Here is a 12,897-nt window from a genome sequence, read left to right as displayed (position 1 = left end):
AAATGTGACCCGATATTAATTGTATTATTTACGGCCAGTTACGAATTCGAAGCACACCTTCAGTCAACTCATTGAAGCCGCTAATAGTCGGAACAAGTTGTCCAATTACACGATTCCAGCGGCTTATCGGAGCTGCAGTTACATATACTATATCATACGGTTTCAAATCAAACTCAGTGCCGATAACCAACGCAGAAGCATCTTCCATATTAAGTTGATAAATATCGGCCATGCGTTCCGATTTGTTATCAGAGGTACGAATCACAAACACGCCGGTTGCATCTGCAGAGAGTTGGTTAATGCCGCCTACATTGCTTAATGCCTCAGTAAGGCTCATACCAACACGATCAATCTTTAATAACTTAGGCTCATTTACTTCCCCCATCACAAAGACTTTTTGATTATCATTACGTGGTACATGAACAATATCACCGGCCTGCAACAAACGATTTTGAGTCAAATCGCCGCGCTGCATCAGCCCATATAGTGAAATGTTTTCTTCAACACCATTACGTGTTAAAGATACATTACGCCAATCAGCATTTTCAGATAATCCACCTGAGCGGTTCACCGCATCAAGCAGAGTTAAAGGAATATTGGTAATAGCTTGTTGGCCTGGACTTGATACTTCACCTGTAATGTAAGTTTTCTTTGAGCGAAAAGCCGCAACATTGACGTCTACCTGCGGGCTTTCAATATATTTCGCCAAACGCTCAGCAACATCTGCACGAATTTCACGAACAGTTTTACCAGCTACCTCTACTGTACCAATATAAGGGTAGAAAATGGTGCCATCAGCATGTACCCAGTTACCAGCTTCAGAAGCACTGCGATAGGAACCAGCTGGAATTGTCAGTTCTGGATGATCCCAAATTGTGACATTCAAAATATCGCCCACGCCAACTTTGTACTCATACTTAGCGATATCGATATCTAACTCTGGATTGGCTTGAGATACTGACTGAGTTTGGCTTTTATAACTAGAGACCGTTTGAGCGGTTAGCGGGTAAAGGTTAACAACATCTGAAATATCCGCAGCTTGTTGTTCCTCAGAAGGAAGGATCACATTCTTATCATCGGTAGTAAGGTGCGTGCCTGGAGTCGTACAACCAACCAATAAGGCGGGTAGTAACGCAAGAAGGAGACGATTTTTCTTAATCTTCATGTTAACCAAATCATAGTTGAGAAAATGTAATCACGTCCGAGTGATACAAAGTAAATGACCTTACCACTGGCAATGGCTTAGACGGAGGGGAAAAGGAGTGATAGTTTGATATCGGTTCCACTTTAAATTGCTTTCGGGCACGCTACCGCCCGTTGATATACCGCGACATCACACTGCGTAGTTGTTTGTGCACCATGAGCGGCCCCTTGAACGGTAAAGAAAAGCCAATGGTGATTTTATAAAGCACGTATCAAAAACATGCTCAAATTTAATCCGTATGTATTATCCACAGTTTGTTGGTATTATCAACCTTGTTGAATGGTTAAATGCTTAGAAAAAATAAGAATAAAGTTGCATACCAAGAACAGTGGCGGGATTCGAATGAACGAGTAGCGAAAAGACAAAAGAGTAGATTAGAGATACGGGGGTCGAGTAAGCGAAAAGATAGAAGAGCAGATTCGAGATGAGAGTAAACGGGTGACGAAGAGATTTAAAAGCAGATACGGCATTCGCGTAACGTAACGAGATGCGAAAAAGCACAGCCCTTCGCATCCCGAATCTCGTTTACTCTTATCTGCTCTTAAGTTACTCGTATCTTCTAAATCATTGAACTTTACTTGGCCTTTGGAACCATGGCGACCTTGCGTCGGTTTGGTCAAACAAGTTGTACTGCTTGTTTAGCACCTGACCGCCGTCACGGGTTAAAGGCTGCCATGTGAATTGAGTACGGTTTGAACTTGGTTTTACAGTTAGCAAATCAAATGGAATTGATACGTAGAAACCTTTTGTGTAACTGCCTTCACCAAAGTCTTCTTCACTTAAGTCCGTTAAACTAACAAATGCACCAGCAATTACGCCACTCTTGAACTGCTTCGAGAAATCGATTCGGGTACCCACATCGCCAGCTAGGAACTTACCAAAGCCAACTTTAAATAGCGTATCAGTCAAGAACTCCCACTGTGGCATGTAGTAACCAGTCACAAAGCCTGTGGTGCCTTTATCAATAACTCGGTAAGAACGGTTCGGATCTGTTGGATGCGCTTGCCACTCTTCATCAAAGGTTTCAAACCAGCTATCTGGATCACGTTGGCTAATCGCTGTTACATCGGCACCAATAGCCCAGTTACTATTGTATGGGCGGTAAAGTACTTCACCACCGACACCCGCAAACATACTCTCTAGGTAACCTGCATAAGCTTGGCTATAAATACCGCTACCGTAATCTTCAAACCAGGTTAACTGTAATCTGTCTAAACGAACTGGCTCTTCTACATATTCACGGAACAGGGTTCTCACCCTTGCAGTTTGGTCAGTGCCGTCTTCTGGAACCGTGTAGTTAAACTTGTCGTAGTTATCGATAAGGTTGATATACAGAGAACCTGATAACTCAATGTTATTAGTCGCCCAGAAAGAGGCGTTGGTATACAAGCCTAAAGCATATAGATAGAAATCTTCAGCGGAACCAAAAGATTGGGCTAGGTTTGGAGATACTGAAACATCAAAACGCTCGCGTGCATCGTGGTACTCCACTGCTGAGGTCAATGCAACATCTTTACTTTGAGTCGAGTCTTTAATGTCAGAATCTAAATAAGAGTAGCTGGCCGCTTTTTTAAATTGCTCAGCGTTGATGTCGGTTTGTGAAAGCTCACCTGCACTGCTAGTTTCAACAATTTGGTAGGTATTGATGTAATCAGGAACGTGATTAGCAATTACTGTAGCTCCACGCTCAAGTGCTACTTCACGATCACGGTATTTAACCTGTTCGCCTTTTACCACCAGCGTATTGCCATCAACCAGAACCTGTGCTTGCTCATAACCTGCGATGGTATCCAACTCTTCTGTCAGCTTAGCTAAATCAACCTCATCCATGTTGCTCGCTTCAGTAGGACGAAGCATTGCGGCTTCAGTATCACGCCAAATTGAGGCGATTTCATTGAAGTTAGTAGATAGGTCAAAGCCCACAGTTAAGGTATCGCCGCGCTCGTAACTCACCTTGGCTGTAGCCCAATCATTGAAGCGATACAGAGCCCCTATATTCCAAGGGGTATGTTGCGTCATATCAACACCGCCACGCACTACGGGGAAATCTTGTGAATAGTCGTTACTGTCGTATTCGAGCTTTAACGTTAGTGGCTTAAATGGCGTTTGATACTCCAAACCACCGTAAATTGCTGCATCACCTTTAAACCAACGCTCAAAATCCACCATGCCACCATTGCCTTTGGTATCTGATGGTCGCTCGCAGAATTTATCACTGGCCTTACAGAATGGGTTAGTGAAGTTACCGCTGGTGCCCATGTAACCCCAGCCCATACCTAAGGTTACATCTAACGGGCCAAATCGTTTACTGGCTGCAACAAATTCGCCATCAAACAGGCCTGTACCACCAAAATCGCGGACACCGACAGATAACTCTGGCAGGTAGTAACCTTCTTCAATTAAGCGAACTTTAAAGTCGATACCTTTATCTGTGTACTTAGTACAACCACTAAAACTGTTCTGAGAGCAATCTGCACTATCATTACCGCTGTAAAGCAAGTCTTGAACTTGGGTATAACGAATTGTGGTTTCTAACCAAGGCATTACCTGTAAGCTAACATTGTAAAAATAATATTCGTTATTGAATGATGCGCTTAAGTTAAACTCCCCCTCCGGTGACATACGTGCGGTTGGCATCTGCATTAGGCCCACACCACCAAAGTTGGTTTGCGAATGCTTTAACTCTGGAGGATTAAAGCTTGAAACCTCGACTTCCATAAGTTGCTGTTCTTGCGCGTTAGCAGAAAAGCCACTCACAGCCAGTAAAGCACCAGTAATCGAACTTGCAAGAAGCGTTAATGGGAATGATTGATTGGCCGACATTACAAATTAACCTTATGACGTAGAAGTTCGATAATATTTTGATTCAAAGTTGAAAACTCAGAGGGTAAAGAATCAAAGGCAATAAACAAAATCGCACCTGGAGCGAAGTAAGCTTGCTTACTGTTCCAGTAGGCGTAGCTTACCTCATCAACATGGCCATCTGGCTGAATCACAAACGCTATGCTTTTATCCGCAATGTCAAGTAACTCACCTTCTGGTAGCATAGAGAGATAGTTATCTAATTGACCATGTTCAATCAATTTAAGTTTGTGTGCTTGTTTTACGGCCCCAACCAAAGTTAGATCTGTTGCCCTTTGGGTGAGATACAAGTCAAAGCGCTGCGCTTGGTTTGATTTATCCCCTTCAAGTACAGTGTCTTTTGAAAGTAAGAGCGGATTTTTCTCTGGTTGGGAGATCACTGCGTTTCTATCTAAATCGACAAAGTAACGCGCTTGGTATTCAAAGGACTCCAATTGCGTAATCACAGATTTTACTTGCGGTTCTTGAAGTGCTAATTGATTCAACTGTTCAATAACTTGTGCTTTTAAAGTATCAACTTCCTGTTGTGCATTGCGATCAAACAGTTGTGCTGAGAGTGGAAAATAACCTAACGCACCATTGGCCTTTGCGTCACCTAACACCTGCTCAAGGCGAACAGGTTGTGAATATTTGAGGGTTATCCCCTGTACTGGCAACTCTACACTAAGCTCTTGTGTTTTTTGTTCTAAAGAAAGGGCGTTTGCAACGCTTGATAGGAATAACGAAGAGAAAAGCGAAGCCAATGCAGCACGTTTACCGAATTTCATTAATGATTTCATACTGTCTATCACCACCGATTAGTTCGCTTGATAAGGCTTAAGCAGGGTTAGCTCTAAGCGAGTCATATCTGGGCCGAGGTACTGAACCGTTTTCACTACCTTACCTTGGCTGTTTACCCAATATTCATTTTCGACTTGCTCTCCAAGTGCTGGATAGCTCACTTGCTCGATAAACTTACTTGTTTCGATAGCAGCTAATGGTGTTTGTATCGTTTCTTGGTTTACATAGCTGCGAACAATACTAGCACTGTATCCAAATCGGTAATCTGGTTGCCAATCGTACGTGGCTTGCCACTGCTGAACTATAGGTTGTGCTGATAAATCGAAGCTTGGCACCAAGGCATTGGTTGGCTTTGTTACCAGGCCTGATAAGTTTTCGTAGGGCAGCAACAGAGTTTGAACCACACGGCCATTTTCGGTGACGATCATCGCTTTATCAGAAGACATCCACTTTAATTGCTCAACGCCAGTTTCAGGGTTCTGCCCAACAAATGCCAAAACCATAAATATTTTACCTTGGTCGTTAATCTGCGCATAAATACTTGCGTAAGGTAGGTCTTGGATGTACTCAGCTGTGGTGGAAACGTCAGCATCTCCGAACATGGCTTCATTAAAAGTGGCATTTACATCTTGGAACTGCTGGGAACAGCCCGCAAGCAACATACCTAAAGAGACAATAAGAGGTTTAATCATGATTGTTTGTGCTTCCTAGCGATATTGAAAACATACTGATATAAAAAAACCACTTTATGTTCGCACATAAAATGGCTTTTCATTCACTCAAAAAAGAAATTACTGAGTGTTAGTCGTAGTTGTAGCGCCACCGTCGTTAGAAGCTACTGCTGCTGCTGCACCTACTGCTACTGCTGCAGTTGTTACCGCTACAGTTGTTGCTGTACCTGCTGCTGCACCCGCTGCCGCTGCACCACCAGCTGCTGCACCGCCAGAACTCGCACCAGCGCCAGCCGCTGCTGCAGTTTCGGTAGCTGCGAAAGCCGCACCTGAGAAGCTAACAGCTAGAGCTGCTACTAAAGCAATCTTTTTCATAATGATTCCCATAAAATATAAACGTTTATATACAGAGGCTAAGTTTCAACCTCTATCCGTTGTTCAGCTTAAACAACTAATTGATCATGATAGTGAATAAGTGTGTACAAGTAAATGCATAAATTCTAGACAAAAACTGGTTTATTCCGCGCCTTCACTCACAACCCTCTGCTTCTTCTGTATTCTGCAATCCTTTATCGCTATACTCCAGAACCATATACCAAAGTGACCTCGAGATGCTTGGGTATAGTTTCTAGCCCCAAACGACAAGAGTTTAAGATATGCAAGAGTTAGTACCCTTTATTCAAGAGAATATGATTTTAGCCATCGTATGGATTGGCTTAGTGGTTGCCATCATTATGAATGTCATCAAAACATCGAATGCGGCTTACAAAGAGATCACCGCAGCGCAAACCACACAACTAATGAACCGTGAAAATGGCATTGTGGTTGATATTCGTACTAAAGATGAATACAAAAAAGGTCATATTACTGACGCACTTCACATTTTGCCTTCAGACATCAAAGCAAATAACTTTGGTAGCCTTGAAAGCCACAAAGCAGACCCAATCATTGTGGTATGTAAAACAGGTCAAACCGCTCAAGAAAGTGCAAACCTGCTAGCAAAAGCTGGGTTTGAAAACGTGAGCATTCTGAAGAATGGCCTAGTTGCTTGGAGTGAAGCGAACCTACCTTTAGTTAAGGGTAAGAAGTAACTCCTAGTAGCATTATTAGTAACACGGTTATCTATATACTCGTTTTTCAGGTTACGTAACTTCATTTTGATTACGGAACCCAATGTAAATTTTTAAGGACAAGAAAATGGCTGAAGCAGCACCTCAAGAAGCACAACAAAACTTCGCAATCCAACGTATCTTCCTAAAAGACGTTTCTTTTGAAGCACCAAACTCGCCAGATATGTTCCAAAAAGAGTGGAACCCAGATGTAAAACTGGATCTAGACACTCAAAGCCGTGAACTTGGCCAAGGCGTTTACGAAGTTATCCTACGTCTTACTGTGACAGTTAAGAACGCAGAAGAGACGGCATTCCTATGTGAAGTACAACAAGGTGGTATCTTCACTGCAAGCGAAATGGAAGCTGGTCAACTGGCACACTGCCTAGGTGCATTCTGCCCGAACATCCTGTTCCCATACGCTCGTGAAACTATCTCTAGCCTAGTGGTTAAAGGTACGTTCCCACAACTGAACCTAGCGCCAGTTAACTTCGACGCTCTGTTCATGAATTACCTACAAAACCAAGCTCAACAAGCTGAAGGCGAGCAAGCTTAAGTTATACAAGGCTTAATGCCACATAAGACTTAATCTAACCGTTTAAAAATGCACAGCGCGACTTATGCGGTGTGCATTTTTTATATTTTCGGTATATTCAATAAAATAAAAAGATACTCTTCTCATTTCCTCAAGACTTTCAGGTGGAAGCATGACAGACACAACTCGCACTAATGACATCAGTGACGCTTATGATAGAAAGAGCGTTTATGGCAAAGAGATCGCCATGACGGTGATTGGCGCTGGTTCCTACGGCACTTCTTTAGCAATTTCTCTTGCACGTAATGGTGCCAACATTGTGCTTTGGGGCCATGAACCTGAGCATATGGCTCGCTTAGAAACTGATCGCGCTAACCACGAGTTCCTGCCAAACATCGACTTCCCAGAAAGCTTGATTATTGAGTCAGATCTAGAGAAAGCAGTATCAGCAAGCCGAGACCTACTTGTTGTTGTACCAAGCCATGTCTTTGGTATTGTACTGAACAGCCTAAAACCTCACCTAAAAGCTGACTCACGTATTTGTTGGGCAACTAAAGGGCTAGAGCCAGAAACAGGCCGCCTACTGAAAGATGTTGCGAGCGACGTGCTTGGTGATAGCTACTCATTAGCTGTTTTATCTGGTCCTACATTTGCTAAAGAGCTTGCTGCAGGTATGCCTACTGCAATCTCAGTAGCTTCACCAGACCAAGAGTTTGTAAAAGAGCTGCAAGAGAAGATTCACTGTACTCGTACTTTCCGTGTATACGCGAATGATGATTTCATCGGTATGCAACTGGGTGGTGCGGTGAAGAACGTTATCGCGATTGGTGCTGGTATGTCAGATGGCATCGGCTTTGGCGCCAATGCTCGTACTGCATTAATCACTCGTGGCCTCGCTGAAATGAGTCGCTTGGGTGCAGCGCTAGGCGCGAAACCAGAAACCTTCATGGGCATGGCTGGTTTAGGCGACTTGGTACTTACCTGTACTGATAACCAATCTCGTAACCGCCGCTTTGGTTTAGCCTTGGGTACCGGCAAAGATGTCGATACCGCACAAGAAGAGATCGGCCAAGTTGTCGAAGGTTATCGCAACACCAAAGAGGTTTGGCTTCTGTCTGAACGCATGGGTGTTGAGATGCCAATTGTTGAACAAATTTATCAAGTGTTGTATCAAGGAAAAGACGCACACTTAGCAGCGCAAGATCTGCTGGCTCGAGATAAGAAATCGGAAGGTTAAGAGCGGATGCGGGATTCGAGTAGCGAGATGAGAAGAGATTAAAAGCAGATACGGGATGCGAGTAAACGAGATGAGAAGGGATTAAAAGCGGATTCGAGTGAAGAGATGCGAGATTCGAAGAGCAAAAGCTTTTCTCATCTTTCAGCTGTTCACCACTCTTATCTACTTCTAATCTTTTCGTATCCCTCATCCCGTCACTGCTCTTTAGCTTTTCGCATCCCGAATCTCGATACTCGTATCTGCCCTTCAAAAAATATGGATAGTAAAAAATGAAACACTGTGAACAACAAAAAGTCTGGCAATGCATTGTGAAGGAAGCTCGAGAGCAGTCCGAGCAAGAGCCTATGCTTGCGAGTTTTTATCATGCGACCATTATCAACCATGACAGTCTCGGTGCTTCATTAAGTTACATCCTGGCAAACAAACTCAAAACTGCTTCTATGCCGGCTATGGCGGTACGTGAAGTGGTTGAGCAAGCCTTTGCTGAAGACCAATCCATTATCGATGCTGCGGCTTGCGATATTTGCGCGACTGTGACACGCGACCCGGCGGTAGAGATGTACTCTATGCCGCTACTCTACCTTAAAGGCTACCATGCCCTTCAAGGTTATCGCGTGGCCAACTGGTTGTGGAAACAAGGTCGTATTGCTCTTGCCACATACCTACAAAACCAAATCTCTGTTGCATGCCAAGTAGATATCCACCCTGCTGCACGTATTGGTAAAGCGATCATGCTCGACCATGCGACAGGGATTGTGATTGGTGAGACTGCCGTTGTTGAAAACGATGTATCTATCCTGCAAGACGTAACCTTGGGTGGTACCGGTAAAGAAGGCGGTGACCGTCATCCTAAGATCCGCGAAGGTGTAATGATTGGTGCTGGTGCGAAAATTTTGGGCAACATTGAAGTCGGTGAAGGAGCGAAAATTGGTTCTTGTTCTGTGGTTCTGCAAGCGGTTCCTGCTCATACTACGGTTGCAGGTGTTCCCGCTAAGATTGTTGGTAAACCGAAAACGGACAAGCCATCACTGGATATGGACCAAGGGTTTAATGGGCGCTCTCAGAACTTTATTCATGGTGATGGGATTTAAGAGCAGATACGGGATGCGAGTAAGCGAGTGGCAAAGGGATTAAGAGCTTAAAAGCAGATGAGAGATTCGAGTAGCGGGTGGCGAAGAGCCAAAAGACAAGAGCAGGTTTGTTCGAATGCCGTCCCCCCTCATCTCATCACTGCTCTTTAGCCCTTCGAATCTCGAATCTCGTTTACTCGTATCTGCTTTTAAAGTGTCTGGAATCTCTACCTCTACATTCACACCGTAGCTCTATACACTAGAAGTAATTTAATGAGTAGGCTGTAACTTAGATGACAAAAACAATGAAAAAAATTAATGCTATAAGCGGCCTTATTTTACTTTCTAGTGCGATGTTTTCTATCTCTACTCATGCAGCTTCCCAAGGTGAGTTGAAGGGTGTTAAAAGCGAGATCTCTCGTCAGCAACAAGCCCTATCTTCTCAACAAAAGAAACTGGATAGCCTACAAGCTAACCTCAAAAAACAAGAGCTCTCTATCGCCTCTCTTGAAAAAGGCATCAAGGAAAGTAAGAAGCAACTTGCTACCGCTAACGCCAACGTTCAGCAACTCAATAATAAGATTCAAGCGCTTACTACCCAGAAGCAAGTTCATACTCAAAAGCTTGAGCAGCTTATTCAAACTTATTACATGACACGTCGTGCTAAAGCCTCTTCATACATTCTGAATACAGGTGTTGAAGAAGATCGTATTAGCCACTACTACCAACACTTAGCTAAAGCACGTACTACAACGATTAAAGCGATTGAGCAGACTCAAGCGGAACTTGAAGAAAGCCAACGCCTTCGTAAAGCAGAACAAGAGCAAATCGCATCCCTACTCAAACAGCAAACAACCAAACGTGATCAACTCGCTAAGACTCAAGCTCAGCGTAAGAAAACTGTTGGTAGCATTAAGAAAAGCATTTCTGGTGATCAAAGCTATCTTGCAGAACTTCAACGCAATGAGACTCGCCTAAAAGCAGAAATTGCCAAAGCAGAAAAAGCCGCTCGCGAAAGGCGTAATGCAGTACCTATGGACGGCCTAGCAAAACGCAAAGGTAAACTGCCATGGCCAATCAAAGGTAAAGTGCTACACAATTACGGCACCCGTCAAACCGGTCAAATCAACTGGAAAGGCATGGTGATTGACGCAAGCTATGGCCAACAGGTTAAATCCGTTTACTCTGGAACGGTGGTCTTTGCCGAGTACCTTCGTGGCTATGGTTTGGTAGTATTACTCGACCACGGTAAAGGTGATATGACGCTATACGGCTTTAATCAAGCGCTACTTAAGAAAGAAGGCGACAAGGTAAAAGCAGGTGAAGCCATCGCACTTGCCGGCGATACTGGGGGTCAGTCTCGCCCTTCACTCTACTTTGAGATCCGCCGAAACAGCCAAGCTCAGAACCCTAAGAGTTGGTTGGTGAGGTGAGAGCAGATGCGGGATGCGAGTAATCGAGATGCGAAGAGAATAAGAGCAGTAACGGGATTCGAGTAAGCGAGTGACGAACAGCCATACGATGAAAGCAGCTTTTCGAATCTCGCAACCCGTCACTCGTATCTTTCAACTATCCATTCAACGCTCGAACACCATCTTCCAGTAGTGTTAACTGCTCAAAACCTTGAGTGGTTGCGATAGGTTTCACGACTGCGATCATCTGTAGCATGCCTTGGTGAACGACTTGTTCTGTAATCTGAGTTCTTGGTGACATAGCAGATTGGTAGGCCAGCCAGCTCGACGCAATAAGATGTAGAGAAGTCACCATTGATTTCATTTCCTCTTCTGATGCTTTCAACAAGTTCAAATCCACGAATGCACGCATGATCGCGATTAAGTTTGATTGCAAACGCTCTTGTACAGCCATGTAGTCATTATGCAACTGTTCGTCGCGAGACAAGATTTCAGGGAGATTGGCGTAGAAGAATCGGTATTTCCACATCAGAGTGAAGATAGAATCCAAGTAGTGTTTAAGTAGCGTCAGGCTCTCTTGTTGGCCTTGGATTGGAGTAAAGCGCTCTAAAAGCTCCGCAGAATATAGAGTGAAGATATCACGTACAATTTCTTGCTTGTTGCGGAAATGGTAGTAAAGGTTACCTGGGCTGATCTCAATATGTTCAGCGATATGGTTGGTAGTGATACTACGCTCGCCGTGCTCATTAAATAGCTCCAGCGCCGCATAAACGATCTTGTCACGTGTCTTCATTTCTATTTCGAATCCCTATCTGTTTAGAGAGTTAGTATATCGCCCCTAAACCGATAGATCGAGCCGTTAACATCTGGTCAGCGAAGCTCAATTCTTATCCAACTAGTAAGTATCCATCATAGTGATATCGCACTCCCTGACCGCATGCCAAATTTATGAAGTTAATTCAGGTGCTAACAGCCGAGTAACCTTGGTTTACACTAGCCCGAATTGTTCATTCCTTGCTATACTCGCGATAGTTTTGTATTCAAAAGAGTAGGTAAAATATGATTATCGTAACTGGTGGCGCTGGCATGATTGGCAGCAATATTGTTAAGGCGCTAAACGAAGCAGGCCACAACGATATTCTAGTCGTCGACAACCTAAAGAACGGTAAGAAGTTCAAAAACCTTGTCGACCTAGACATCACTGATTACATGGATCGTGACGATTTCCTAACTCAAGTCATGGCAGGTGATGATTTCGGTCATATCGAAGCGATTTTCCACGAAGGTGCATGCTCTGCAACAACCGAGTGGGATGGCAAGTACATGATGCTTAACAACTACGAGTACTCAAAAGAGCTACTCCATTACTGTGTTGAGCGCGAAATTCCGTTCCTATATGCCTCTTCTGCCGCTACTTACGGTGAAACAGATACTTTCATTGAAGAGAAAGAGTACGAAGGCGCTCTAAACGTATATGGCTACTCTAAGCAGCAGTTCGACAACTATGTTCGTCGCTTGCAAGAAGATGCAGCCGCACATAACGAAACACTATCTCAAATCACAGGCTTCCGTTACTTCAACGTTTACGGTCCTCGTGAAGACCATAAAGGCAGTATGGCTTCGGTTGCTTTTCATCTAAACAATCAAATGAATGCGGGTGAAAATCCAAAGCTGTTCGCTGGCAGTGAGTCATTTAAGCGTGACTTTGTATATGTTGGTGACGTAGCAGCAGTAAACTTATGGTTCTTAGAAAATGGCGTATCAGGTATTTTCAACCTAGGTACTGGTAATGCCGAATCTTTTGAAGAGGTCGCAAAAGCAGTCATCAAGCACCACGGAAAAGGTGATATTGAGACGATTCCATTCCCAGAACACCTAAAAGGCGCATACCAAGAGTTCACTCAGGCAGATTTAACTAAGCTGCGTGCAACTGGCTGTGATATCGAATTTAAAACAGTTGCTGAAGGTGTTGCAGAATACATGGTGCTGCAGAACAAATAATTGTCCTCTTCTTACA

12 protein-coding genes are annotated in these 12,897 nt (G+C 43.8%); 6 read left to right on the top strand and 6 right to left on the bottom strand.

Annotated features, from left to right (window positions below; genetic code table 11):
- Positions 1–28 precede the first annotated feature (28 nt).
- The 5 genes from VFDL14_RS11875 to VFDL14_RS24830 form a co-directional block, all read right to left on the bottom strand.
- Positions 29–1,165, bottom strand: a complete 1,137-nt coding sequence (locus VFDL14_RS11875; RefSeq protein ID WP_032551193.1) for a polysaccharide export protein — start codon at positions 1,163–1,165, stop codon at positions 29–31.
- A gap of 603 nt (positions 1,166–1,768) precedes the next feature.
- Positions 1,769–4,027 carry a YjbH domain-containing protein gene (locus VFDL14_RS11880; protein ID WP_032551192.1) on the bottom strand — a complete coding sequence of 753 codons (2,259 nt, stop codon included), beginning with the start codon at positions 4,025–4,027 and terminating at the stop codon, positions 1,769–1,771.
- Positions 4,027–4,845, bottom strand: a complete 819-nt coding sequence (locus VFDL14_RS11885) for a capsule biosynthesis GfcC family protein (protein ID WP_032551191.1) — start codon at positions 4,843–4,845, stop codon at positions 4,027–4,029. Before VFDL14_RS11885 ends, VFDL14_RS11880 begins: the two co-directional genes overlap by 1 nt.
- An 18-nt stretch (positions 4,846–4,863) precedes the next feature.
- Complete coding sequence (locus VFDL14_RS11890) at positions 4,864–5,538, bottom strand: YjbF family lipoprotein (protein ID WP_032551190.1); 675 nt, start codon at positions 5,536–5,538, stop codon at positions 4,864–4,866.
- 99 nt (positions 5,539–5,637) lie between these two features.
- Complete coding sequence (locus VFDL14_RS24830) at positions 5,638–5,892, bottom strand: hypothetical protein (RefSeq protein WP_032551188.1); 255 nt, start codon at positions 5,890–5,892, stop codon at positions 5,638–5,640.
- 281 nt (positions 5,893–6,173) lie between these two features.
- On the opposite strand from VFDL14_RS24830, the gene VFDL14_RS11900 reads away from it, so the two are divergent.
- The 5 genes from VFDL14_RS11900 (at position 6,174) to VFDL14_RS11920 (ending at position 10,901) form a co-directional block, all read left to right on the top strand.
- The gene (locus VFDL14_RS11900) at positions 6,174–6,608 is read left to right on the top strand and encodes a rhodanese-like domain-containing protein (protein WP_032551187.1); all 435 of its coding nucleotides are present in this window, start codon (positions 6,174–6,176) and stop codon (positions 6,606–6,608) included.
- Positions 6,609–6,714: 106 nt separating this feature from the next.
- Positions 6,715–7,182 (top strand): protein-export chaperone SecB, encoded by a 468-nt coding sequence (gene secB / locus VFDL14_RS11905; RefSeq protein ID WP_032551186.1) that lies wholly within the window; start codon positions 6,715–6,717, stop codon positions 7,180–7,182.
- A 151-nt stretch (positions 7,183–7,333) separates the two neighbouring features.
- The gene (gene gpsA / locus VFDL14_RS11910; protein ID WP_032551184.1) at positions 7,334–8,398 is read left to right on the top strand and encodes an NAD(P)H-dependent glycerol-3-phosphate dehydrogenase; all 1,065 of its coding nucleotides are present in this window, start codon (positions 7,334–7,336) and stop codon (positions 8,396–8,398) included.
- A 269-nt stretch (positions 8,399–8,667) separates the two neighbouring features.
- Complete coding sequence (gene cysE, locus VFDL14_RS11915) at positions 8,668–9,489, top strand: serine O-acetyltransferase (RefSeq protein WP_032551183.1); 822 nt, start codon at positions 8,668–8,670, stop codon at positions 9,487–9,489.
- A 272-nt stretch (positions 9,490–9,761) separates the two neighbouring features.
- Positions 9,762–10,901, top strand: coding sequence for a murein hydrolase activator EnvC family protein (locus tag VFDL14_RS11920; protein WP_032551182.1), 1,140 nt, complete (start codon positions 9,762–9,764; stop codon positions 10,899–10,901).
- Positions 10,902–11,037: 136 nt separating this feature from the next.
- Here the strand turns inward: VFDL14_RS11920 and VFDL14_RS11925 are convergent, their stop codons facing one another.
- A complete protein-coding gene (locus VFDL14_RS11925; RefSeq protein WP_032551181.1) occupies positions 11,038–11,673 on the bottom strand; it encodes a TetR/AcrR family transcriptional regulator in 636 nt (211 codons plus the stop codon).
- A 266-nt stretch (positions 11,674–11,939) separates the two neighbouring features.
- On the opposite strand from VFDL14_RS11925, the gene rfaD reads away from it, so the two are divergent.
- The gene (gene rfaD / locus VFDL14_RS11930; RefSeq protein ID WP_032551180.1) at positions 11,940–12,881 is read left to right on the top strand and encodes an ADP-glyceromanno-heptose 6-epimerase; all 942 of its coding nucleotides are present in this window, start codon (positions 11,940–11,942) and stop codon (positions 12,879–12,881) included.
- Positions 12,882–12,897 lie beyond the last annotated feature (16 nt).

Source organism: Vibrio fortis, from assembly GCF_000695685.1.
Classification (GTDB): Bacteria; Pseudomonadota; Gammaproteobacteria; order Enterobacterales; family Vibrionaceae; genus Vibrio; species Vibrio fortis_A.
Note: the sequence above shows the minus strand (reverse complement) of the source record. Positions and strands in the feature narration are given on the sequence as shown.